The sequence below is a fragment of the Dietzia sp. NPDC055340 genome, assembly GCF_053645335.1.
The window spans coordinates 20,585-43,988 of sequence record NZ_JBSHML010000023.1; the positions used below are offsets into that span (position 1 = coordinate 20,585).

Below are 23,404 nucleotides of genomic sequence, written 5' to 3' on the forward strand. Positions count from 1 at the left end.
GGGCTGGCCGCCCTCCTCGGCCCATTCATGGGACCATGGAGGGCGTGTTGAACTCCGATATGCCCTCGACCTCTCCCTCTGGCGACGCCCCGACCAGCGCCGCGACCATCGGCCGCCGCCCGGGGGCCGGCCCCTATCTCGACGAGGTGACCGGCAAGGGCGGCCCCCACACGCCGGTGTGGTTCATGCGCCAGGCGGGGCGATCGCTGCCCGAGTACAAGCAGGTGCGCGGCACCTCGAGCATGCTCGAGGCGTGCTTCGATCCGGCGATGACGTGTGAGATCACGCTCCAGCCGGTGCGTCGTCACGGCGTGGACGCCGCGATCTTCTTCTCCGACATCGTGATTCCGCTCGCGGCGGCCGGTGTGGACATCGACATCGTCCCGGGCGTGGGCCCGGTGGTGGCGGAGCCGATCCGCGACGAGGCGGGCATCGCGGCGTTCCCCGAACTGACCCCGGACCGGCTGGAGAAGATCGAGGAGGCGGTCCGCCTCATCATCGGCGAGTTGGACCCGGGTGTCGCGCTCATCGGGTTCGCCGGCGCCCCGTTCACGCTTGCGTCCTACCTGATCGAAGGGGGGCCGAGCCGTAACCACGAGCACACCAAGTCGCTCATGTACTCGCGTCCGGACCTCTGGAACGATCTCATGTCCAGGATCGCCGACCTCACGACGGTCTTCCTGCGTGCCCAGGTGGGCGCCGGCGTGGACGCGGTCCAGCTGTTCGACTCCTGGGCCGGTGCGCTCACGCAGCGCGACTACCGTTCACTGGTGCTGCCGCACTCCACCCGGATCTTCGCCGATGACGTGGTCTCGAGCGTCCCGCGCACCCACTTCGGCGTGGGCACCGGCGAACTGCTCGGCGCTATGGGCGAGGCGGGCCCGGAGGTCGTGGGCGTGGACTGGCGGATCCCGCTCGATGACGCCGCCACCCGCGTGCCGGGCAAGGTCCTCCAGGGAAACCTCGACCCGGCGATGCTGTTCGCCGATCGCTCCGCCCTCGACGCCGAGGTCACGCGCATCGTGGCCGAGGGACGACGTGCGCGGGAGGCCGGCGCACGCGGCCACGTGTTCAACCTCGGACACGGGGTCCTACCGAGCACGGACCCGACGGCGGTGACCCACGTCGTGGAGCTCGTCCACGAGCTGACCGCCGAGTAATGGCGGCCCCACGCGTCGCCGTGGTGGGTGGCGGCCTCAGTGGGCTGACGGCCGCCTATCAACTGTCCCGGGACCTCCCGGGCGCCCGGGTCACGGTGTTCGAGGCGTCGCCGGTGCCCGGTGGCTGCCTGGATACGGCCGACTTCCCGTCCGGCCCCATGGAGCTCGGTGCCGAGGCGTTCATCGGCAGGCGCCCGGAGGCCTCGGAGCTCGTCGCCGAACTCGGTCTGACACACGAACTGCGGCATCCCGGGACCCTCGGTCCCGCCATCCTCACCGGCGGCCGTCTCGTCCCGATGCCGGCCGGCACGCTGATGGGTCTGCCCTCCGATGCGTCGACACTGTCCGGGGTGCTCCGGCCGGCGGACGTGGAGCGGGCGGCGCGGGAGCCGGAGCTGCCTCTCGACTGGGCCCCCGGCGGGGACGTCGCCCTGGGCAGGTTGGTCGCCGACCGCTTCGGTTCCGCGGTGGTGGCCCGTCTGGTCGACCCGATGCTGGGTGGCGTGTACGCCGCGCCCAGCGTGGGGTTGGGGCTGCGCCAGGTGGTGCCCGGCCTGGCCGACGCGCTGGACCGCGGGGCGCCCAACCTCACCGCGGCGGCCAGGGATCTCACCGCGCACCGCACCCCCGGCCCGGTGTTCGCCACCCTGTCCGGTGGCTACCGCGTCCTCGTGGACGCGCTCGTCCGTGCGTCCCGGGCGCGGGTGGTGACCGGGGCGCGGTGCACCGCGATCCGACGGGACAGCGGGGGATACGCGCTGGTCGGCTCCGACGATCGTGGTCCGTGGACGCATGAGGCCGACCTCGTCGTCGTCGCGGTCCCGGTCCCGCTCGCCGCACCGCTCCTCACCGCGGCCGGGGGAGTCGACGACGCGGTGCGGGCGCTGTCGGGGATCCGCACCGCCTCCTCGGCGGTGGTGGCGCTCGAGGTCGACCGCTCCCTCGACCTGCCCGAACGATCCGGGGTGCTCGTCGCCACCGACGAACCAGTGCCGTTCAAGGCGATGACGTTCTCGAGCCGTAAGTGGCCACACCTGGACGACCGGCGCGGCCATCTGGTGCGGGTGTCCTTCGGCAGGCTCGACGACGACGAGATACTCGCAACGGACGACCTCACACTGGTCCGGATGGCGGTCTCCGCGCTGGCCGGGGTGTGCGGATCGACCCCCACCGTCCTGCACTCGCGGGTGCGCCGCTGGGACAACGCCCTCGCCGAGATCGGCCCGGGTCACGATGCGCTGATCGCCGGCATCCGCGGCCGTCTCGTCGAGGACCTCCCCGGGGTCGAGCTCGTCGGCGGTGCGACCGAGGGGGTCGGGGTGCCCTCCTGCGTGGGGTCGGCCCGGGTCGCGGCCCGCCGGTTGGCCGGGAAGTGGCAGGATTGAGCCATGGCACGCCTTGACTACTCCAAGCTTAACTCGACTCTTCGCTACCTGATGTTCTCGGTCTTCACCGTGACGCCGGGGCAGCTCGGGGAGGACCGGGCCGCGGTGGCCGCGGATCTCGAGAAGTTCCTCGCCGGGTACGAGGACACCGACGTCGTGGTCCGCGGGATGTACGACGTCTCCGGCCTGCGCGCCGAGGCCGACTTCATGATCTGGACCCACGCCGAGCACATCGAGGACCTCCAGGGGTTCTACAACGAGTTCCGCCGCACCACCCTGCTGGGTAAGGCCAGCACCGCGTTCTGGTCCAACACGGCCCTGCACCGCCCGGCGGAGTTCAACAAGAGCCATATCCCGGCGTTCCTCGCGGAGGAGGAGCCCGGTGCGTTCATCTCGGTGTACCCGTTCGTCCGCTCCTACGAGTGGTACCTGCTGCCGGACGAGGAGCGGCGCCAGATCCTCGCCGCCCACGGCCGCGCCGCCCGGGAGTTCCCGGATGTGCGCGCCAATACCGTCCCCGCGTTCACGCTGGGTGACTACGAATGGCTGCTGGCGTTCGAGGCACCCGCGCTCGACAGGATCGTCGACCTCATGCGCGAGATGCGCGCCACCGAGGCCCGGCGCCACGTGCGCGAGGAGATCCCGTTCTTCACCGGGCCGCGCGTGACCGCCGAGAAGCTCGCCACCACGATGCCCTGACTCCTGCAGGGGAGACGAGCAGAGCCCGCCGGGGATCGACCCCGGCGGGCTCTGCTCGTCTCCGGTCGCGCGGGCGCGGATCAGTTCTGTGTCGGCTCGAGCGTCAGGCTGAGGGAATTGATGCAGTAGCGCAGGTCGGTCGGGGTGGGGTAGCCCTCGCCCTCGAAGACGTGCCCGAGATGGCCGTGGCAGTTCGCGCACAGCACCTCGATCCGGCGCATCCCCATGGAGTCGTCGACGCGCTCGATCACCGAGTCGCCGGCGAGCGGGGTGAAGAACGACGGCCAACCGCAGCTGGACTCGAACTTGCCCTCGCTACGGAACAGTTCGGCGCCGCAGCCGCGGCAGCGGTAGACGCCCTCGGTCTTGGTGTCGTTGTACTCGCCGGTGAAGGGCCGCTCGGTGCCCGCCCGGCGCAGGACCTGATACTCGTCGGGGGTCAGCCGGCGGCGCCACTCGGCGTCGTCGAGGGTGAAGTTCGGCTGCGGGGCGTTGGTATCGGTGGACTCGCTCATGACCGCAGGCTACGCCGACGTGGCGGCGGGTGCGATCCGCTCGTGCCGGCCCGGGGCCGCGCGGCGCCACAGGAGCACGACCAGGATCGTGGCGAGGATGAGGAGCCAGCCCAGCGTCGGGTGCGCGAACTCCATGACCCGGCCGTAGTAGGGCCAGCGCACGGACTCCCAGTTGTCCGGGAAGAAGAACGCGTACGCCGCCAGCCAGGCGGGCCAGGTCCGCACCAGGGACCCCTTGAGGACCACGGTGAGCATGAGCGGGATCAGCATCATGGAGTAGTACATCTGGCCGAGCGTGGACACGAGGAATACCCCGGCCAGGACGACTCCCGAGGTGGTGGCCAGCCACAGCACCTCGTTGTTGTGCCGGTAGTCCAGCAGCAGCCACACCGCGAGCAGGGTCGCCGCGACGACCAGGATCCGGGCGACCAGGATCAGCGGCTCGGGAATGCCGTAGTAGACGCCGAGACCGGCGATCGAGCTGTTGTAGTAATCACGCACCTGCCCCATGTACGGCATGGTGGTGTCGAGGTACCGGGAGGCGTCGACCGTCAGCGCCCATCCCGCCGCCATCGCGGCCGCGGGGATGGCCAGCGCGCCCACGAACGGCTGCCACTGCTTACGGATCAACGGCAGTACCAGCAGCGGGGCGAGCATCGGCTTGACGGCCAGCGACAGCCCCATCGCGACACCTGCCCACCAGAGACGCCGCGTGTGCAACAGGTACAGGAACGCGGCCTGGCAGAGGAAGATCACGCCGTTGATGTTCGTGAACACCAGCGTGTTGGTCACCGCTTCGGTGCTGAACGCCGCGAGGAGGATCGCGGGGGCGGCGAACGACTTCACGTCGAGGTCGAACATCCTCATGAGCAGCCACAATGCGGCGATGATTGCCGCGGTGTTGATGAGGATGAACAGCCACCTGGAGATCGTGTAGTTGTCGATTACCCCGAATGGCGACAGGAGCAACGTCCCACTCGGGGCGTACAGGTAGTGCGGCTGCACGGTGAGCAGGTTCTCGGAGTAGACGGGCTCGCCCGCAAGGAAGCGCCGGGTGGCGGCGTACACCGTGGCGAAATCGTTGGTGATCGCGCCGTTGACGGCCCTGATCAGGACACGGTGGATCACCGTCATGACCGCCAGTGGCCAGAGGACATTGGCGAGGATGCGGGGCACGGTCGTCGAGCTTCGGGTGGGCAGCGGCACGCTGAGGAGGCTACCGCCCGGGCCCCTGCCCCCGGGTGAGGCACTCCGGTTCGTCAGGACGGACAGGCGGTGGATTTCTCGGCTGCCGCCGGGTCGTCGAGGAAGGTCGTCACCGCCTCTCGCGCACAGCCGGAGTGCAGCATCACCGCTGAACCGGGAGCCCCCCAGCTGACGGTGCGGACCTCGGTGGCGCCGGCAGCGGTGAGTCGGCCCGCGGTCGGTTCGAGGTAGGCGGCGCCGGCGACGGGATCGGCGATACCCGCCAGCAGGAGAATCGGAACCGTGGGCGGGACCTGTAGCGGCATCGGGGCCGGGACGGGCCAGGTGGAGCACGCGGAGAGCTGGGCGGCGAGGATCTCTCCGAACGGCGGGGTGTCGGCCCATTCCGCCTCGAGTTCGTCGACCCGGCTGACGGGAACTCGTTGCGACAGGTCGGAACAGCCGGCGACGTAGGGGAGGGAGGACCGACTCAGCGTCTCGGCCCGCCCCCGCACGCTCTCGGGAGTTTCTCCGGGCCCGGCGGCGATGAGGTCGCCGAGGATGATGTCACCGCCGGAGGGCTCGGGCGCGGAGGCGCCGGACAGATCGCCCAGCGCGGAGCGGACAACGTCCGAGAGCAGCGCTGCAGGGATGTCAGCGAGGGGTTCCTGCGCCCTGTCGAGCGCGGCGGAGACCGCCTCGACCTTCTGGTCGGCGTCGCCGGGCCCGCATTCGGGCCGGGTGCACGAGGATGCCCACAGCCGGAGGGCGGCATCCGATCCGGCGAGGGCGGCCCGGGCGGTGCCCTCCTGATCGCCGTCGTCCGGCGCCGGGGAGTCCAGCGCGAGGACCGACAACCTGTCGGGGTGGGTGGAGGAGTAGGCCAGCGCGGTCTGCGCGCCTGCCCCGATGCCGAGGATCGCCAGACCCGGCACGTCCCAGTGCTGGCGGAGTACCTCGAGGTCCTGCGCCGCGCCCACGGCGCCGTAGTCGAGTTCGCGCCCCTGGAGTTCGTCCGTGCACGACTGGGAGGCGTCGGCCAGCTCGCCGCGGAGCTCGGGCGAGCCGGGGTCGGCCCCGGCATCGGCGAGGCCGTCGAGGGTCCGTCGCGCCGCGAATGTCAGACACGCGCCTGCGGCGTCGGTGCGGCCCCGGTGGTCGACGACGACGAGCGGCCGACTGTCGACCAACTCGGTACCGGAGGAGACCAGGCGGGGAGCCAGCTCCGATGCGGGGGTCTCGGGGCCGGCGACGACGACGAGAGGTGCCGCGTCGTCCGGCGTGGCAGTCGACGACAGACGGATCGAGGGTGATTGCCCGGCGAGTCCGCACCGGGCGGTCACTGTGTCCGGGATCCCGCTGATTCCGCGATCGCCGCAGTTCACCCACTCGGGTTCGGACTCCGGGGCGAGCCACTCCGGCCGTTCCGGTGGGCCGCTGTCGTCGGTTCCCGTCCCGCCGTTCGAGCGGGGGTCGTCGCCGGTGGCCAGCCGTGGGCCGGTGGCCGGCAGCGGTGCGCACGACGTCGCGGCCAGGAAGAGAACCGTCAGTCCGGCGGTGACCAGTCGACCCGCTCGTGTGTGCCTCATCCGTTCGCCTCGTTCGTCCGATCAACGCTGTCGGTGCGCCCGACATCCGTCGGGGCGTGATCGACGACCCACCGGGTGTAGAGACCGCCCCGGGGGCATGTGAACGCGGTCACCACCCGCATCGGCACGCGCCGGGGCTCGTCCGCGTTCACCAGCCCCGGACCCCGGCCGCCCACGACGACCTCCGGTGCCAGCGAGAGCACGAGTTCATCGACCAGGCCCTGTGTCAGGAACTCCCCGAGCAGGCGAGGGCCACCTTCGAACGCGACCTCGCCCGCTCCGAGGTCACGAAGGAGTGTGCGCAGTGCCTCTGCATAGGGCCCGTCGGGCATGACGTGGACCGTCACACCCGCCTCGCGGGCGGCGTCGACCCGATCCCGTGGGGTGGTGGCGGCGGCCGCGATCTCCAGTCCGCCGCCGGCCGAGCAACACTGCGCGATCAACTCGCCGGGAATCGAACGGGTGACGACGAGGACCGGCGGGGCCGGACGTGACCTACGGCCCGCCCAGGCACTCGCGATCCGGGCGGGGCCGTAGCCCTCTGCGAGGGCGGTTCCGGAGCCGACCAGCACGACGTCGGCGCGTGCGCGCATCGCGTCGTAGACCAGGCGGTCGGTGGGCGTCCCCAGCGGCCCGCTTCGTCCGTCGACGGCGGTGGTTCCGTCCACCGAGGAGATCATCACCGCGCGAATCCGGACATCCGGGCCGCCTGGCTCGGGATGCAACGCGTGCCACAGGACATCCAGGGCCGCGGGGTCGTCGTCGAACACGGCGGGTCGCGTGCTGTGCACCTCGGATGTCCTCCATTCTGACGTGGGGTTCCCCCACGATAGGCTCTGCTCATGGTCTCCCGCCTCGTAGACGTCACCCCGGTGGTTCCCGCCGATCAGCTAGTGGCCCAGATGGTGCCGCCGACGATGTTCGACGACGTGAGTTTCGATTCGTACATTCCCGACCCGGCCCAGCCTTCGCAGGCCGCGGCGGTCAAGGCGTGTCGCGAGTTCGCCGAGACCGTCACCGCGCGTCGGGCGCCCAAGAAGGGGTTCTTCGGCCGTCGTCCGAAGGTCGTGCAGGGGACGGGCATCTACCTGGACGGTGGGTTCGGCGTGGGCAAGACCCACCTGCTGACCTCGATCTACCACGACTGTCCCGCACCCAAGGCGTTCGGGACGTTCGTGGAGCTGACGCACGTGGTCGGCGCGCTCGGTTTCAACCGGGCGGTCGAGGAACTGTCCGGACATTCCGTCCTGTGCATCGACGAGTTCGAGCTGGACGATCCCGGTGACACGATGCTGGTCTCGCGTCTTCTGGCGGAATTGACCGCTGCCGGCGTGAGCGTCGCCGCCACGTCCAACACCCTTCCCGAACAGCTGGGGGAGGGCCGGTTCGCGGCCAAGGACTTCATGCGGGAGATCCGCAAGATGTCCGGCATCTTCGATTCGATCCGCGTCGACGGCCCGGACTACCGGCACCGCAACCTGCCGCCGGCCCCCGAGCCGATGTCCGACGAGGCACTCGCCGCCGATGCCGCGGCGGCACCGGGAGCGACCCTGGACGATTTCGACGCGCTGTGCCGGCACCTCGCGACCCTGCACCCGTCCAAGTACAACCGGCTCGTGGACGGGGTCAACCGCGTGTGTCTGAGTGGGGTCAAGCCGCTCCCGGACCAGTCCATCGCGCTACGACTGGTGGTTCTCGCGGACCGTCTCTACGACGCCGGTATCCCCGTACGCAACTCCGGGATGAAGCTCGATGCGATCTTCACTGACGAGATGGTGGCCGGCGGTTACCGGAAGAAGTACCTACGGGCCACCTCTCGACTGCTCGCGCTCTCCCGTTTCGACACTGTCGGCGGCTGAACGGGGCCGTCCTGCACGGGCTTTTCGGACACCACTTCCTACAGGGGCTTCTCCAACACCACGTCGTTGTTCTCAGTGCCGCCGACGGTGAAGACGCGTGTCCCGCGCTCGGCGAAGCCGTTCCTGACGTAGAACGCCCGGGCCCGGGCGTTGTCGACGTTCGTCGCTAGCCAGAGACTCGATGCACCGGCCTGCCGCGCTGTGGCGACCGCGGCGTCGAGCAGGACCCCGGCCACGCCCAGGCCGTGCAACGCCGGGTCGACGTAGAACTTGCTCACCCCGACCGTGGACAGGCCCGTGAGCACCGACGCGCACTCCGGATCCATCCCCGTACCGTCGACGAGCAACGCATACGCCCTTACCTCGCCGAACTTGTCTAGACCGACCAGCACCGTATGCCCCGGGGCCCGGAGGTATTCGGCGAAGGCCGCCTCGCTGAGGTTCTCGGCGACGAAGGCGTCGATGGCGGCCGCGGCCAACCCGGGCGGGCACGCCAGGGGGAACGTCCGTGCAGCGAGGTCGGCGAGGGCGGGCACGTCATCGGGGCACGCGCGGCGAACGGAGACTGTCACGGCCACAATCCTAGGGGCCGGGTGCATTTCCCGGTTCTGCGACAGCCCTCTCCGGTTGATTCGATGTGATGGAATGATCACAGTGGTCGACACGACAGCCTTCGGCCAACCGGTCACCACCGAATCGGCCGGGGCGTGATCGTCCGAAGAATGGCCGGTCGTATCGATCCGGCGGGAACGCCGAGAGGGAGCGAGATACATGAGAACCGGACCTGCCGGTCGTGTGTCCCCACTTCGTTCATGGGGCACGGTGATCGTCGCGATGGCGTCGTCGATCGCGGTCGTCTCCGGGATCCTGTGGGGATATTCCCCGCCCCCGGCGCACAAGCCCACCGCAACCGTCGAGTCGCTCCGGGATCAGCCGCCGTGCCTGAACATCGGGATGGCCACCAACGCGGACTGGGATGTGTTCTCGTCGGAGGACTACGACCTCGCCACCGAGACAACGCGGGATCTGGGCATGGGACGGTTGCGGATCAACGCGAACTGGTCGGAGGTTGAGAGCAATCCGGGGCGCTACGACTGGACGGCGCTGGATATGCGGATGAGGCATGCCCTCGACGCGGGTTTGACGCCGCTCCTTCTCGTCCATTCGGTTCCCGACTGGCAGCAGGTCCCCGGGCCCGGCCAGATCACCGACGCCCATCGCCAGTTCGCGGCGAACTACGCGCGGTTCGCAGGGGCCGTGGCGGATCGCTACGGCGATGACGTGGACGGCTACGAGATCTGGAACGAGCCGAACCTGCCCAGGTTCTGGCCCGATCCGGACGTCAGCCACTATGTCGAGTTGATCAAGGCCGCGTACCCGGCGATTCACGCGGCCGACCCCACCGCCACCGTGATCTCCGCGGGGTTGGCTCCGGCCGACGACCTGCGTGGCCGGATCGAACCCGTGAGGTTCCTCACGGCGTTCTACGACCTGGGCGGGAACCAGTACGCGGATGCCATCGGAATGCACCCCTACTCGCACCCTGAGATGCCCTCGCATGATGCGTCCTGGAACACTTTCGGGAAGCTGGACGCCATCGTCGAACTCATGCGCCGCAATGGTGACGGGGACAAGAAGATCTGGCTCACCGAGTACGGGGCCCCCACCCGACCCGAGGCGGCGGACAGGACCGTCCCGGTCGAGAAGCAGGCCGCGATGATCGCAGAATCGTATGAGCTCGCGACCGCGCACCCTGCGATCGGCCCGATCTTCATCTACACGCTGATCGACAATGCCGAGTCGTCAAACGATCCCGAGTCGCATTTCGGTATCTACCACTGGGATCAAACACCTAAGCCTGCGGCGGCAGCGATCCAGGAGGCGATCAGGGACTGCGTAGACACCGGCGGCGGCTCGGTGGCGAACCCCATGCCGGAGCTCGGCGACCAGCCGGCTCTGGGCTCCGTTTCTTAGAGCACGACCGTCGGTCGCCGGCAGGCCCTCCGACCCCAGTCGAGCCGGGGCCCGTGCCGGATGGCGCCTCAGCGAATCACGACCGGCGCCGACGTGACCTCGGCGACGCGCGCGGCGATCTCCTCGTTCTCTTCGCGGGACGTCTTCCCGGCGGGTCGGATGGTGATCCGCCGTCCGGATGCGGTGACCTCTGCGCCGGTATACCGCGGATCGCGCGTGACGGCCCGGCGCACGGCGTCCAGTTCGACATGGGCGCCGTTCACCACGACGCGATCCTCAGTAGTTCCGCGGTATTCGAGTCCGTCGCGGCCGAGTGAGACCAGCAGGTCGGACTCCCGGGCGCCCCGGGGAGTCAGGAACACGACGCGGCCGGGTCGCCCGAAGACGGATGGCCGACCGAGATCAGACCGGACCTCGATTCCCGTGACGTCGGTGAGGCCGACGCTCGAGGCGAGATCGGCGACGGTGCAGTTCGTGCCCCACTCCAGTGGTTGGGGAGAGTCGGGCCCCGCGGTGTCGGCGAGCTCGGCGTGGAGGCTCTGTTCGGCCGCGGTGAGGCAGACCAGGTCGGAGACGGGGGCGTCCGGCCGTGCGGCCACCTGCTCCAGCCAGTCGGCGAACCGCTGCGCGTGCAGAACGCGATCCGAGGCGGGATAGATCGAGGGATTGAACAGCATCTCGGTCCGGATCCCGTCCCCGGGCGCCGGCGTGATGGTGAACGAGAGATCATCGCAGGGGCCGTGACTGACCACTTCCAACCCGGTTTCGAGTGCTCCCGCCATCGACGGGATCTCAAAGGGAATGACGTTGACCATCGGCCCGTAGACCCGCCCGGTACGCCATGCGACCGGCAGTTCGGCGCGAAGGGCATCGGGCGCCTGTCGCTGGTGGTTCTTCGTGGTGCGAACCGTATTCCGGAACACGGTGACGAGGTCGGGGATCGTGGCCGCGTGATCGACGCGCAGGTGCAGCGGTAGAGCGCCCATCGACTGGGACGGGGTCATCTTCTCCTCCGGCGTGAATCGGCCGGTGACGGGGAGACCCACGACGACCGCCGGGCTCTCGAGGATCACCGACGTGTACGCGATCGCGGCTGCCGCCGCGACGTGTGCCCAGTTCACCCCGTCGAGGGCCTCGGCGACCCGAGTGGTGAAGCGCGGGACGCGGAAATCGATCATCTCGTAGAGCGGGGCCGGCGGTGCGACACGATCGGCGAAGCTGATGACCTCCGGCGCTCCGTCCAGGTGGGCCTTCCAGAACTCGAGATCGGCGGGATCGGGCTCGGGAGTCGCGGCGATCAGGTCGGTGATGCTTCCCAGGGGGGAGTCAGGGACGGCCTGACCTGCTGCGAGCGCGCCCAGGACCTGACCGACCCTGGCACGCAGGAGAGTCGCCCCGTACCCGTCGATGAACATGTGGTGGCAGATCCCGAACCATGCGAAGGAGGTGGGCCCGAGTGTGAGGACGTAGGACCTGAACGGGAGTTCGGGTCCGCTGATCGGAAGCGCACGCCGCACCTCGCGGAACGCGAGATCTCGGGCCGCCTGCTGCGGATCCGGCTCCGCGGAGAGATCCACCCGATGAACGGGAACCTCGGACGCGGTGTCGAGTTGCTGGTACCACTGGCCGTTCTCATCGGTTCCGGCGACGAGGAGGATCGAATGCGTATCCCTGACCCCGATCTCCACGGCGTCGACCACCATCTGCTCTGAGAGCTCCTCGCCGGCGAACCAGACGATCTGGGCGACCGAGTATGCCGAATTCTCAGGATCCTGGAGGTGCCCGTCGCGCATCCCGGTCTGTGAGGGAATCAGCGGCAGGCGGGGGGAGAGCGTGTCGGTCATGAGCACCTATGCTGGTCAGGGTCCGGGCATCACCTGTTGCCGGGACGTTCGCCGCGCATGTTACCGCCAGACCGGGTGCTCCAGGCTGTGCTCGATGCCATAACGTGGAAGAGTATTCATCTGACGCCATCGGGGGATATAATCCCGCGGTGCTTTGTGATGTCCGGCCGGTGCCGGTCCCGGCGCCACCGCATCGACTGGAGGGACCCATCCATGGAGACGGCTAGCCCGGACGTGCGAGCTTCGTCCGTAGGGACCGGGAGAAACTACCGACCACCGGTGTTCGACCTGGGCCTGCTCCTGTCGTCGATGGGGAGATCGCTTCCGGTAGCGCTCGTGATCGGCATCGCGGTCGGTCTACTGGCAGGCGTGGTCGCCTCCACGTTCCGCGATGAGTACACGGCGACGACCACCGTGAACGTCGCCACGCCGGGTCGCGCCGAGCGGGACGCTGCGACCATGGAGGCACTGGCCGCGGGGATGTCCGAGTACGTCACCGACGAGCGGGCGAGGTTCTTCATCGAAGAGGGCGTCGGCGAGGCCGTGACGCTGTACGGGCTGCGTCCGTCGGTCGCGGCCACCACCTCGAAGATCCCCGGTCTGCTGGAGATCAGTACGCGGTCGCATTCCGGACCGCTGGCGGCCGCCAAGATGGGGAATCTCGCGGTCGAGGCCATGAACCTGCGGGCCGACGAGGCTCGTGAAGAGGTCCTGGAGCCCGTAGCAGAGGCTGCCCAGCAGGAGATCGACCGGCTCAACGAGCAGATAGAGGCCCGCCGTCGAATCGATCGCACGGCGGATACCTCGGATCTCCTCGCTCTCATCTACGAGGCACGGGCCGGCGCAGAGCAGCTCCGGACCGCCTACCCCACCGCCACGATCGTCGCCCAGACCGGCAGCACTGGACCGAGCTGGCCGGCTCCGGTCTCGACGGGATTCGTCGTGGGCATCACCGCGACGGTGATCGCCGTTCTGGTCCTCGGACTGCTACGTCTGCGCAGGGGTCGGCGTACTGACGCGATCTGGGCGAGGGCCGCGGGTCACCGTCACCTCGCGGCCGTCGACGTCGACTCCGCGACCTCCGATGAGCTCCCGCCTCTGACCGAGGCCGCGGTCTCCGCGGTGCTTTCCGCGGGCGGCACCGTCGTGGTGCTGGGACGGACGGAACCGATCGAGGTGCCGAGTGGAGACGGTATCGATGCGGGGCGACTGATGATCGCGCCATACGACGATCCGTGGTGGCGGGAGGTGCCCGCCGCGGACGTCGACCTGGGTGTGGTCGTGGTGGATGACCGCTCCACCGATGGTCGGACCGCAGAGGCCGGATTGGCCACGTTCTCGGAGGTCGGGGTCCCCGCGCGCGTGGCGGTCCGAACACCGGGGAAGAGTTGAGCGCGACGGGTGCGCAGGGTTCTTCGCGCACACCCCGGGTCGCGTTGGTCCATGAGCGGCTCACGGATATCGCCGGGAGCGAGCATGTGGTCGAGCAGATGGCCCGGACCTGGCCGGACGCGAGGATCCACGTCCCGTTCGCCCGGCCCGAGGGGGTCCCGGCAGGCCTCGGGGAACGGGTCAGCACCGGCCCGCTCCAGCGCGCCTACGACCTGGTCGGTGGCGTCTCCTACGCGCCGCTGCTCCCGATGGTGCCGTGGGCCCTCCGGAGGGCGGACATCACTCCCGCCGACACCGACGCCATGGTGATCAGCCACCACGCCTTCGCGATCGCTGCCGCAGCACTCGATGTCCCGTCGGTCGCATACGTCCACAGCCCGGCCCGGTGGGCCTGGGACCCCGCCTTTCGCCGAGGAGAGACGGACGCCGTCGCGGGCAGGACCGCACTCGGACTGCTCGCCGCACGGGCGAAGGCCAACGAGGCACGGTGGTCGCCTGCGCCGCAGGAGGTCGTCGCCAATTCCTCAGCGGTCAGGGACAGGATCCGCGACTGGTGGGGAAGGGACGCCCTCGTCGTCCATCCTCCTGTGGACACGACCTACTTCACCCCGGGAGACGCCCCCCGGGGTGACTACTTCATCTCCGTGGGCAGGCTCGTGCCCTATAAGCGGGTCGACAGGGCGGTGGCCGCGGCAGTGCGGGCCGGGGTCCGGCTGCTCGTGGTGGGCGACGGCCGGGACATGGAGCGGTGCGTGTCGCGGTCCGGGCCCGGCGTCGAGTTCCTGGGTCGTCTCCCTCGCGACGAGATGCGGGATCTCGTGCGCGGGGCACGCGCCCTGATCATGCCCGGTGAGGAGGATTTCGGCATCGTGCCGGTCGAGGCCATCGCCGCCGGCACCCCGGTTCTGGCGCTGGGTCGGGGTGGCGCGTTGGACACCGTCGTTCCGGGCGTCAGCGGTGAGCTCGTGAATGGGTCCGACGACAACGACGACGTCGTGGTCGCTGCGCTCGCCGAAGCGATGCGCGACTGGGACGACTCGCGCTATTCGCGGTCGGAACTGGCTCGGTTCGCGGAAGCCTTCTCCGAGGCGACCTTCCGGGAGCGGATCGCCGCGGTGGTCGACTCCGTGTTGTGAGTCGTCAGCACCGCCGGCCGGCCGGGTCGTAGACGGCCGGTGATCCGATCGCGTACCGCCGTGGTGGTGCTGGCCGCGATCGCCGGGAACAGCCAGAAGTAGGCATCCATCGGAAAGATCTCGAGATAGGTCGAGAACAGTGCGGCCACGCACGCGGCGAGGGTCGCGGCGACAACCCCTCCGATGAGGCCGCGCTCCAAGGGGTCCTCGGTGACCGGCATCATCCGCAGCAACGGGATCACCATGAGCAGAACGATGGCGGTATAGCAGACGAAGCCCACCGGGCCCAGTTCCAGCAGGATCTTGATGACGTTGCTGTCGGGTTGATACAGCGGGGCGACCGGGTCCCAGCCCGCCGCGACCTTCGCGGCCGAGGAGCCGGTTGTCCCGAGTCCCTGACCGAGCGGTTGGGTGACGATGAGCGGGAGATTGGTCGTCCAGTGGCCGCCGCGGTCTTCGAGACTGCTGCTGGAGATGAAGGCCGAGAGCGCACCGGTACCGAAGACCGCGGTGAACACTGCGAGTACGAGACCTCCGACGACTGCGCCGACCAAAAGCCAGCCCAGGAACCGGCGGTAGAGAAGTAGGCCGATGAGGACGAGGCCCACGACGACCCCGATGTAGCTCGCCCGCACCACGGACAGGACCATCCCGAGACCGAGGACGGGGAAGGCGAGCATAAACAGTCGTGATCGGAGACGGTGGGGTTCGGCGAGTGCCGCCGAGGTGCCGATGATGATCACCAGCATGAGGAAGAGCCCGAACGGGAACGGCTGGTTGAAGGTGCCGAAACTCCGTAACAGCGGGCCGGCGCTGCGGATGTGTTCGTTCCACTCGTAGCCCATGTCTGCCAGCGCGTGCGGACCGATGAGTTGCTGCCAGATCCCGTACACCGCGGAGATGGTCCCGGTGACGATCAGCACAGTGACGAACGTGTCCTTGTCACGCCGGTCGAACGGGAAGATCACCGCGATCACCGCGAGAAGAACGTAGAAGAAGGCGATCTTGAGCGGGAAGAACGCCTGCGCACCGTGCACGACCAGCGCGGAGACGATCCCGACCGGTGCGAGGACCACGAACGGGATCAGCCACGGGGCGACCACCGTCCGGCCGTGGGGGGCCCGTGGCGCGAAGGGGCATGCCACCAGAACGGCGAGGACCGCCGCCTCCTTCCAGAACGAGACTGTCACGGGATAAATCAACAGCAGGCCGTGGAGAGGCATCAGGGCCGCGATGGCCAGGACACCCCACTGCGGACGCCTGAGAGCGAGCGCGAACAGCCCCAGGCAGACCGCCAGAGCGACCGCGAGTCCGACGATCATCGTCCTGCCTCCCGGGCGTGGTCGCGCAGATCACGGACCTTCGGCCACGTGAGGTGGGGGCGTAGCAGGGTGGTGAGCCACGCCTTGGTGCGGAGCCCTTCATGCATCGCCATCCGTGGTTGGGCGAACGGATCGGTGCGGGGGTGGCTGCGCCCGTTGGTGAACGAGTACCCGACGCGGTAGCCGGCTCGTGCCGCGAGGGCACGCACGTCGGCGTTCTGGTGCCCGAACGGATAACACAGCTCCCGCACCTCCGATCCCGCCCACTCTGACAGGATGTTCCGGGAGCGGGTGAGCTCATCGAGGGCGACCCGCGGCGCGACGTCCGGCAGCGACACGTGATTGGCCGTGTGCCCGCACAGCGTCGCCCCGGCCTCCAGCGCTTCGCCGATCTCGGCGCGGGACATCGTTCGTGCCGCTTCGGACCACCACCGCGGCCGCACTCCCGGATGATCGGTGACGGGAAGCAGCGTCCAGGGGATGCCCCGGTCACCGAGGTGGGGCATCGCATACCTGTGGACGCCGACGAGCGCGTCATCGAATACGACCGCCGCGAGACCGGAGGCGTCCCCGGCGAGGAGGTGGTCGGTGAACTCGGACAAGGTCACCGGGCGTAGACCCAGGCCCGCGACGATGTCGAGCTGGTGCAGGAAGGTCGATTCGGTGACGGCGTACTGATAGACGTCGGCGGAGTCCGGCAGGATGTCGTGGTAGGCGAGGACCACGCCCGAACGCCCGGCGTGGAGGAATGACGTCGCGGCACGGATCGCGGCAGCTGCGGGCGGGCGAGGCATCATCGGTCCTTTCGTCCGATACCGAACGCCGCGGCGGTCCGGCTCAGTAACGGGATGTTCTCCAGTGAGCCGCTGTACTCGGCGAGCGCGGCGAACAGCAGCAGTGCCGCGACGATGACCGGCGGCCACGGCAGTCCGGCGTATCCGGTCAGGACGACGGCGGGCACGATGAGCGCTGCCGCCAACAGGAGCTGCCTGACGAGCGGCCCCCAGGCCACCACACCTTCGATCCGGAGGCTTCTCTGGACGACGATGAGGCAGACGACGAACATCAACGTCTCGGTGACGAGAGTGGCCGCGGCCGCCCCGTCATACGAGAAGTGGGGGATTGCGAGATAGTTTAAACCGACGTTGAGCAGGACACCCGCACCCGCGACCCAGGGGAAGACGGTCAGCTTGCGTGCGGCCACCAGGGCGACGATCCCTGTGTTGGTCACGCCGCTGATCGCGCTGGACAGGACCAGTAACCGGGCGGCGTCGGACGCCGGGACGAAGGTTTCGCCGTAGAGGAGGCCGATGAAGAACTCGGCGGTCGGCCAGAAGCCGATCACTGCGAGGGCCCCGAGCCCGCCGGCGACGACCATCGCCTGCCGGGTCCGGCAGCGGAACGTCTCGGTGTCGTGCGGCCATGCCTTGATCAGGACGGTGGTGAAGGGTACCGAGATGGTCACCGTCACGATGATGACGAGGTCCGAGAACTTGTAGCCGATGGCGTACATCCCGACCGCGTCGTAGGTGTCCAACCGCTGGAGGATCAGGATGTCGACCTTGGTCAGCAGCATGATCAACGCGAAACCGATGGAGATCGGGACCGCCTCCCGCAGCATCTCCCGCCAGTACCTCGTGCCGGCGCTGAACACCGGCCGCGGACCGAGCTTTCCGCGGAGCACCCCGGCTCCGCGCACCACGAGCACGACCACCTCCTTGACCACGGAGGGGACGACGAACCAGGCGAGACCGGGGGCGGTCGCGGCGACGACGAGGACGAGGGCGAACTGGACGATCTGGGCGACGACGTCCCAGAGGGCCAGCGGGACCAATCGCAGACGGGCCTGGTACAGGACGAGGAGGGCGTTGGACGGGGTTGCGAGGACCACGCCGGTGGCGGCGAACGCGACCACCGCGACGAAGGCGACCGACAGGCCCGTCGCCCAGGCGTAGAGGACCGCGACCGCGAACCCGAGGAGCCCGAGCAGGATCCTCAGGAGAATGAACGACCCCGCGACCTGCTGGGCTTCGTCATGGTCGTCAGCTGTCAGCCGGGCGAGCACCACGCGGCCGACGCCGAGATCGGTGACCAGAGCCATGATCCCCAGCAGGCCGAAGATGAACGAGTACTTGCCCCAGTCCTCCGGCGAGAGCGTGCGCGCGATGACGACGGTGCCGGCCCAGCCGAAGACGGCCGTGATGATGCGGCTGATGACCATGGCACTCGAGTTGGTGATCAACGAGCGGTTCTGGGACGGCGTCGACGCGGTCGCGGCCATGGCGCCGTCCGGAACCGTGGTGCCCACGCCCTCGTCGCTCACCTGGGCGCGATCCTGGCGGCGAGGCTGCGAAGTAGCGAGACGGCACGGTCCGCCGCTGCCATCCGAGCGCGGGCGGTCCGGTTTCCGGCGGGGATCGCGACGAGCGTGCCGACGGGGTACTCCCGCGTCTGCCAGTCCTTCTTGTACCCGCTACGACCGATCAACAGGTCCACCTCGGTGACTCCCACGTCGTCGTGGTGGTCACAGATCGATTCGATGAGCAGGTGCCCGGGGCGGGCCCGGCCGTGCGCGGGATCGAACCTGGTGAACCACAGTTCGGCGGTGCTGCCGGTACGCAGCGTGGCGAAGTGGGAACCCCAGTCCCCCCCGAAGGTCCCGCCCCAGAGCAGTAGATGGCCGTTCTCGGCCTCCTGCCGGAGGAACTCTCTGGTGAATGCGTCGTGGGGCGGCGCGCACAGGTTGAGCCGGTCGTCGCCGCGATCCGATTGCGCCGACGCCGCGGTGGCCACGATGTCGGGCCACCGTGCGTCGAACTCCTCGCGGGTGCGCACGGTCTCGATCCTGAGTTCCTTGCCTTCCCTGGCGAGCTTGCGGCGGGTGGAGGCGGCACGAGAGAGCGTGGACCTGCCCCGCAGATCGGTGGCACGAACGCCCTCGGGAAGGTCGATCACGGGGCAGTGATCGTCGGGGGTGAACGACGCCCTCCAGGAACCTTGCGCCAGGATCGCGGCCAACAGGGGAGAGGACGCGGGGAGATGAGTCAGTTCGAGCACGCCGCCGGCCGTACCGAGCCCGACCACCAGGTCCCTCATCGCCTCGTCGTCGACCGCCAGGGCTTCACCGACGGTGCCGAGGCCGTGCCCCAGCAGCCGGAACACCCGCACCCCGAGGCGTCGGCGTTGGTGCAGGGGAGCAAGGGCGACCAACCGACCGTCGCGATGGACCGTCGCCACCCGGAGCGGACCACGGCCGAGGTGGCGGTGCCAGGACAGCCCGTAGGAGGGACGGGAGGCGAAGCGGGTTCCGACGTCCTCGGCGAGGGCGTGCCATTCGAGCCGGAGCCGGTCGTCGACGACGGAGGTGAGGGTGAAACTCATCGGTTCGGCTCCTCGGCTCGCGCATTCACCGCGTGGCGGAGCGCGTCGACGATCGCGTCGGCGGAATGGACGATGCTGTAGTGCGTTCGGACTCGAGCGTGGCCCGACTCGCCCATCCGACGTCGCAGGACGGGGTCGGAGACCAGCGTGTCGAGTGCCCGCGTCACCGCATCCCGGTCCGCTCCGTCGACCAGAAGGCCCGTCTCACCGTCCGTAACCATCTCCGGGATCGCCCCACCGGGATTGGCGATGACCGGCAGTCCGGCGGCCGACGCCTCCAGAACCACGTTGGGCGCCTGATCGATGGTGGACGGGAAGCACATGATGTCCGAGCCGGCCAGGAGCTCCCAGAGCCGGTCGTCCCCCGGGGTGAGATCGCGGACCACCCGGAGACCGGGTTCCTCGGGGACAGGGTCGAGGGTGACCAACAGGAGGTCGGCGCGGTCGCGGAACGATGAGCGCCACACATCGAGGAGGAGTGAGCCGCCCTTTCGATCCATCGACGTCCCCACGAAGACGATCGTCGGTTGACGGTCGGGGCTCCGGTGCGGGACCGGGGTGGTCAGGTACGGAGACCAGATCCCCATCCTCAGGAGGGAGACGGACGCGGGGGAGAGCCCGTACCCCGGGGAGGTCAGAGAGTCGGCCACGAGCTCGGAGTTGGCGAGGACGTGCCGGGCGGCGTGCAGAACCGGCCGCTCCCAGGGCAGTATGGCCCGGCTGGAGCCGGCGGTGAATCGGGTCGGCGTGCGGTACGGGATGCTGTAGGCGTTGAGCAGGCCGGTGCTGTCCGTCGTGATGACGGTCGGCACGGACCGGACGATCCGGGCGCCGCCGAGCATGCAGTTCTGTGTGTAGAGATGCACCGCATCGATGTCCCCGCGCCGGAGTCGGTCGCGCACGCGACGGTTGACCGCCCACGAGTGAACCAGTTGGCCCCGGAGGGGCTGCAGGTCCAGGTCCTGCGCGGCGAGCCCGGGGACCGGTGCCCGCAGGATGCGTCCGACGAGGCCGGGGCCCATGGCGTCGAGAAACTCCGCGTCGACATCCGAGCGCTCGGCGAGGGCACGGCGCAGCGCGTGATGGACGGTCGCGTGTCCGCCGATGTTCTCGTTGACGAACAACGCGCGCAGCGGGCGCTGTGGTGTGTCGGTCACCGAGAGTCCGAGGCGCGAGCGCAGCACGTCGGCTTCCCGCCGGATCAGGCGGGCCGCGGAGCGGCGGGTGTCCGGACGGTACAGGTTGTGATCGCCTTGCGGCGTGCGTATGCGTTCGATACGCCCGGTGTAGCCGCGTCGACGTAGCCGCTTCAGCCCGTCGTCACCACGCTGGAAGGTGAAGTGTTCATCGTCCTCGGGGGTGAGCGCGACGACGGTACGGACACCCGCGTCGTCGAGGTCGGTCAGAAGGGGACCCGGCACCTGGGTGACACCTCGTCGTCCGAGCTGCTCCCACGCCCGATACGGGAGCAACCTGCGCGCCAGCGGTTTGAGTCGCGTACGGCCGGACTCGGTGGCCGGGGGGACCTGGTTCTCGAGGTCGTACCCGTGCGCGAGGAGGAACTCCTTCGTGACGGGCTCGCGCACCCGGGACCACTGGATCATCCCGAACAGAAGCGCCGCGCCGGCCCGCGTGCGGATCGCGGATTCGGCTGACATCCACGCCCCCGAACACAGTCCGACGAGAAGCAGATTCCGCGCCGGCAGGGGCAACGCGCGGAGCACGGCGGCGGCATCGTCCCGCGAGGCGTGGGAATAGAGCACCGCGAGCCCGCCGGGCTCGATCGCGCCGGCCTCCCCGCCACCGGTCTTGTCGAATCTGTAGCAGGCCAGCCCGTTTCCGGCGTTTTCGCGGGCGGCCTCGACCCAGGCTCGTGTCGGACCCCACGCCGGCTCGTTCGCGGTGGTCTGGAAGACGATCCCGCCCCGCACGGGCTCCCCGACGACCCGGGTGGTGGTCAGGGGGAGCTCCTTCGCGGTGACCGTCGAGAGTTCCTCCTCGACGACGGTTCCGTCCGCTCTGCGCGCGACGATCGCCGTGAGGCGCGGCGTCGGATCGAACACGGCCCCCTCGCTGGTCGTGCCGATGACCGCTTCACGGTCGACGACGGCGAGGACGGCGGCCGACAGCCGCTCGATGTCGGGCTCGGGGACGTGGTGGATGAACGCGAGCGGAGCGGTGAAGAGCTCGCTCTGGGTCAGCTCCACGGTGGCGGTGGCGTCGTCGGCAATCGCGTCGACCTGGGGGTCGGCGATCACCTCGGGTCGGGCCGCGAGGATCGCCACACGAGTCACTGGGGCCCACTTCGCTCTCCGGATGCGTGCGGCCGTTTCCGGGGAGAAGTGCCCACCGAGGGTGGAGACACCCGGGTCAGCGGGATCCTGGCCCACGGTGAGCCGATACTTGGCTGTCTGTTCGCGGAGGAACCGCCGACCCGACTGCGGCGGATCCCAGACCACCAGGGACGTGTTCGGCAGGTCCGCGTCGGCGAGCGCGGAGGCGGCGATGAGTGCGCCGGCTCGAATCCCGATCACGACGACGTGTCCGACACCGCTGTCCTGCATCCACCGGACCGCCGTCACGACCCCGGACTCCCATTCCTCCCACGCCGTCCCCGAGAGCTGATCGCCCGTCGACGAGCCCGTTCCGGGATGGTCGTAGCGCAACGTCGGCACTCCCGCGCACGCGAGCTTCTCGGCCAGGGCCCGGGCGCCCCGGTAGGTGGTCACCTGCTCGATGCCGAGGGAAGGAACGACGACGACACCGGTGCCGGAGTGGCGTCCGACGGGGTGATTGACGACCCCGAACAGGGAGGCGTCAGGTGGGCCGAACCAGGTCGCGAACGACGCCGAGGAGTTGCTCACGGGAACAGGGACTCCCTGACCTCCGCGGGCCACTGCTGCGGATCGAGCCCATGGACCCCGAGCAATGCCAGCGTGATGCGCTCGAGTCCGAACCCGACACACGAGCTGTGTGCAACCGAGCCGTCGGCGAGGGTCAGACCGAAGTTCCGACCGAAGTGGTCCTCGGCGAGATTGCACGACGCAATGGCATCGGCCGGGTGGTCCTCGCCGTAGACGTGGACGACGATCTCCGTCTTGAGATCGTTGGCGAGTTGCTCGTTGGCGAGAAGTCTGCCCGCACGGCCGAAGAACGGGTCGTTGGCCGCGACGGCCTCCACCTCGAGCCCGAGACCGGCGAGCAGCCGGACGGCCCTGTCGACCCACGCGGTGCGGAATTCAGCGGCCTCCACCGGCGTCCCGACGCGGACGTACTCGTGCATGCGGAAGGACTGCATACGCATGGGGTCCGCTGACGGTTCATGCCGGAAGCAGTAGCCGTTGACCTCGGCCGCGATTCCGCCCTCGGGGAGCGGGTTCGGCAGCGTCCCGTACAGAGGATGGCAGGCGGATGACACCATCACCGTGTCGCCTGGAGACAGATGATGATCCCACGGGCGTTCGGCCGCACGGTCCGCGAGAAGCGCGCGGTGATCAGCACTCGTGCCGGTGAACGTATTGACCACACCCGTCAGATCCGGGAACGACTCGATGTAGTCGGTCTTCTCGTAGAGGTCTCGCGGGAACACCGGCGGAAACCTGTACAGCTGGTAGCCGCTGCCGCCCGGCGTCAGTTCCCCGGCGTCAGCACCCTCACGGATGATCAGGCCGTCGACTGCGTCCAGCACGCGCTCGAACCCGGCTCCCCGGGCGTAGAGGCCGGGTATTCCGGCGGGGATGAGGAGCCCGGCGTCGATGAGTCGCCCTCGGAACTCGTCGTGCAGTGTCGAGATCGGGGTCATGATCCTCCAGCCACCTCTCGTCTCGGGGAGCGGCCGCTCGCGGTCCGGCCAATGCCTGATGCCAGAGTGAGAGAGTACCCACCCGTGTGCCGTGGTGGATGCTACCCAACCGGTTCCATTGGACTCGCAGTCAATTTTTATCTCGTGTCGAATTGGTCACA

Annotated in this window: 19 protein-coding genes; 7 read left to right on the forward strand and 12 right to left on the reverse strand. The window is 69.2% G+C overall.

Translation table 11 applies throughout. The features are described 5' to 3' along the window. Positions 1–59 precede the first annotated feature (59 nt). The 3 genes from hemE to hemQ are packed head-to-tail and all read left to right on the forward strand — an operon-like array spanning position 60 to position 3,244. A complete protein-coding gene (gene hemE, locus ACWIFB_RS15275) occupies positions 60–1,160 on the forward strand; it encodes a uroporphyrinogen decarboxylase (RefSeq protein WP_454058733.1) in 1,101 nt (366 codons plus the stop codon). Continuing rightward, the gene (gene hemG, locus ACWIFB_RS15280) at positions 1,160–2,545 is read left to right on the forward strand and encodes a protoporphyrinogen oxidase (protein WP_454058709.1); all 1,386 of its coding nucleotides are present in this window, start codon (positions 1,160–1,162) and stop codon (positions 2,543–2,545) included. The genes hemE and hemG overlap by 1 nt, the downstream gene beginning before the upstream one ends. 3 nt (positions 2,546–2,548) lie before the next feature. Further along, positions 2,549–3,244 (forward strand): hydrogen peroxide-dependent heme synthase, encoded by a 696-nt coding sequence (gene hemQ / locus ACWIFB_RS15285; RefSeq protein ID WP_230928835.1) that lies wholly within the window; start codon positions 2,549–2,551, stop codon positions 3,242–3,244. An 80-nt stretch (positions 3,245–3,324) separates the two neighbouring features. Here hemQ and msrB read toward each other — a convergent pair whose 3' ends face one another. Genes msrB through ACWIFB_RS15305 form a run of 4 tightly spaced genes read right to left on the reverse strand, consistent with a single transcriptional unit; the run spans position 3,325 to position 7,324 of the window. Beyond that, a complete protein-coding gene (msrB, locus tag ACWIFB_RS15290) occupies positions 3,325–3,759 on the reverse strand; it encodes a peptide-methionine (R)-S-oxide reductase MsrB (RefSeq protein ID WP_452098976.1) in 435 nt (144 codons plus the stop codon). A gap of 9 nt (positions 3,760–3,768) precedes the next feature. Continuing rightward, positions 3,769–4,965 (reverse strand): glycosyltransferase family 87 protein, encoded by a 1,197-nt coding sequence (locus ACWIFB_RS15295; RefSeq protein WP_452098975.1) that lies wholly within the window; start codon positions 4,963–4,965, stop codon positions 3,769–3,771. 53 nt (positions 4,966–5,018) lie between these two features. Continuing rightward, positions 5,019–6,533 carry an alpha/beta hydrolase gene (locus ACWIFB_RS15300; protein ID WP_454058710.1) on the reverse strand — a complete coding sequence of 505 codons (1,515 nt, stop codon included), beginning with the start codon at positions 6,531–6,533 and terminating at the stop codon, positions 5,019–5,021. Continuing rightward, positions 6,530–7,324, reverse strand: a complete 795-nt coding sequence (locus tag ACWIFB_RS15305) for a dihydrofolate reductase family protein (RefSeq protein ID WP_454058711.1) — start codon at positions 7,322–7,324, stop codon at positions 6,530–6,532. The genes ACWIFB_RS15300 and ACWIFB_RS15305 overlap by 4 nt, the downstream gene beginning before the upstream one ends. 51 nt (positions 7,325–7,375) lie before the next feature. On the opposite strand from ACWIFB_RS15305, the gene zapE reads away from it, so the two are divergent. Continuing rightward, entirely contained in the window at positions 7,376–8,392 is a 1,017-nt protein-coding gene (zapE, locus tag ACWIFB_RS15310) for a cell division protein ZapE (protein WP_454058712.1), read from the forward strand. 38 nt (positions 8,393–8,430) lie between these two features. Here zapE and ACWIFB_RS15315 read toward each other — a convergent pair whose 3' ends face one another. Next, positions 8,431–8,964 (reverse strand): N-acetyltransferase family protein, encoded by a 534-nt coding sequence (locus ACWIFB_RS15315; protein WP_454058713.1) that lies wholly within the window; start codon positions 8,962–8,964, stop codon positions 8,431–8,433. 199 nt (positions 8,965–9,163) lie between these two features. Here ACWIFB_RS15315 and ACWIFB_RS15320 point away from each other — a divergent pair, with 199 nt between their 5' ends. Further along, entirely contained in the window at positions 9,164–10,366 is a 1,203-nt protein-coding gene (locus ACWIFB_RS15320; RefSeq protein ID WP_454058714.1) for a cellulase family glycosylhydrolase, read from the forward strand. A 68-nt stretch (positions 10,367–10,434) separates the two neighbouring features. Here the strand turns inward: ACWIFB_RS15320 and ACWIFB_RS15325 are convergent, their stop codons facing one another. Then, complete coding sequence (locus tag ACWIFB_RS15325) at positions 10,435–12,210, reverse strand: condensation domain-containing protein (RefSeq protein ID WP_454058715.1); 1,776 nt, start codon at positions 12,208–12,210, stop codon at positions 10,435–10,437. 279 nt (positions 12,211–12,489) lie between these two features. Between ACWIFB_RS15325 and ACWIFB_RS15330 the strand changes: the two genes are divergently transcribed. Both ACWIFB_RS15330 and ACWIFB_RS15335 read left to right on the forward strand, forming a co-directional pair. Then, complete coding sequence (locus ACWIFB_RS15330; protein WP_454058716.1) at positions 12,490–13,602, forward strand: hypothetical protein; 1,113 nt, start codon at positions 12,490–12,492, stop codon at positions 13,600–13,602. Continuing rightward, positions 13,599–14,738 (forward strand): glycosyltransferase, encoded by a 1,140-nt coding sequence (locus tag ACWIFB_RS15335; protein ID WP_454058717.1) that lies wholly within the window; start codon positions 13,599–13,601, stop codon positions 14,736–14,738. Before ACWIFB_RS15330 ends, ACWIFB_RS15335 begins: the two co-directional genes overlap by 4 nt. Here the strand turns inward: ACWIFB_RS15335 and ACWIFB_RS15340 are convergent. Genes ACWIFB_RS15340 through ACWIFB_RS15365 form a run of 6 tightly spaced genes read right to left on the reverse strand, consistent with a single transcriptional unit; the run spans position 14,645 to position 23,243 of the window. Beyond that, complete coding sequence (locus tag ACWIFB_RS15340) at positions 14,645–16,060, reverse strand: O-antigen ligase family protein (RefSeq protein WP_454058718.1); 1,416 nt, start codon at positions 16,058–16,060, stop codon at positions 14,645–14,647. The two genes, ACWIFB_RS15335 and ACWIFB_RS15340, sit on opposite strands and share 94 nt — an antisense overlap. Next, on the reverse strand, positions 16,057–16,854 hold the full coding sequence (locus ACWIFB_RS15345; protein ID WP_454058719.1) for a polysaccharide deacetylase family protein: 798 nt from the start codon (positions 16,852–16,854) through the stop codon (positions 16,057–16,059). The genes ACWIFB_RS15340 and ACWIFB_RS15345 overlap by 4 nt, the downstream gene beginning before the upstream one ends. Further along, entirely contained in the window at positions 16,854–18,383 is a 1,530-nt protein-coding gene (locus ACWIFB_RS15350; RefSeq protein ID WP_454058720.1) for a flippase, read from the reverse strand. The genes ACWIFB_RS15345 and ACWIFB_RS15350 overlap by 1 nt, the downstream gene beginning before the upstream one ends. Continuing rightward, the gene (locus tag ACWIFB_RS15355) at positions 18,380–19,441 is read right to left on the reverse strand and encodes a GNAT family N-acetyltransferase (RefSeq protein WP_454058721.1); all 1,062 of its coding nucleotides are present in this window, start codon (positions 19,439–19,441) and stop codon (positions 18,380–18,382) included. Before ACWIFB_RS15355 ends, ACWIFB_RS15350 begins: the two co-directional genes overlap by 4 nt. Next, positions 19,438–22,305 carry a glycosyltransferase gene (locus ACWIFB_RS15360; protein WP_454058722.1) on the reverse strand — a complete coding sequence of 956 codons (2,868 nt, stop codon included), beginning with the start codon at positions 22,303–22,305 and terminating at the stop codon, positions 19,438–19,440. Before ACWIFB_RS15360 ends, ACWIFB_RS15355 begins: the two co-directional genes overlap by 4 nt. Beyond that, positions 22,302–23,243 carry an amino acid--[acyl-carrier-protein] ligase gene (locus ACWIFB_RS15365; RefSeq protein ID WP_454058723.1) on the reverse strand — a complete coding sequence of 314 codons (942 nt, stop codon included), beginning with the start codon at positions 23,241–23,243 and terminating at the stop codon, positions 22,302–22,304. The genes ACWIFB_RS15360 and ACWIFB_RS15365 overlap by 4 nt, the downstream gene beginning before the upstream one ends. Positions 23,244–23,404 lie beyond the last annotated feature (161 nt).

Coding starts and splice junctions, on each gene's coding strand:
- hemE (WP_454058733.1), top strand. CDS start 60: ATGCCCTCGACCTCTCCCTCTGGCGACGCCCCGACCAGCGCCGCGACC.
- ACWIFB_RS15365 (WP_454058723.1), bottom strand. CDS start 23,243: ATGACCCCGATCTCGACACTGCACGACGAGTTCCGAGGGCGACTCATC.
- ACWIFB_RS15320 (WP_454058714.1), top strand. CDS start 9,164: ATGAGAACCGGACCTGCCGGTCGTGTGTCCCCACTTCGTTCATGGGGC.
- ACWIFB_RS15355 (WP_454058721.1), bottom strand. CDS start 19,441: ATGAGTTTCACCCTCACCTCCGTCGTCGACGACCGGCTCCGGCTCGAA.
- ACWIFB_RS15300 (WP_454058710.1), bottom strand. CDS start 6,533: ATGAGGCACACACGAGCGGGTCGACTGGTCACCGCCGGACTGACGGTT.
- ACWIFB_RS15340 (WP_454058718.1), bottom strand. CDS start 16,060: ATGATCGTCGGACTCGCGGTCGCTCTGGCGGTCTGCCTGGGGCTGTTC.
- ACWIFB_RS15325 (WP_454058715.1), bottom strand. CDS start 12,210: ATGACCGACACGCTCTCCCCCCGCCTGCCGCTGATTCCCTCACAGACC.
- hemG (WP_454058709.1), top strand. CDS start 1,160: ATGGCGGCCCCACGCGTCGCCGTGGTGGGTGGCGGCCTCAGTGGGCTG.
- hemQ (WP_230928835.1), top strand. CDS start 2,549: ATGGCACGCCTTGACTACTCCAAGCTTAACTCGACTCTTCGCTACCTG.
- msrB (WP_452098976.1), bottom strand. CDS start 3,759: ATGAGCGAGTCCACCGATACCAACGCCCCGCAGCCGAACTTCACCCTC.
- ACWIFB_RS15345 (WP_454058719.1), bottom strand. CDS start 16,854: ATGCCTCGCCCGCCCGCAGCTGCCGCGATCCGTGCCGCGACGTCATTC.
- zapE (WP_454058712.1), top strand. CDS start 7,376: ATGGTCTCCCGCCTCGTAGACGTCACCCCGGTGGTTCCCGCCGATCAG.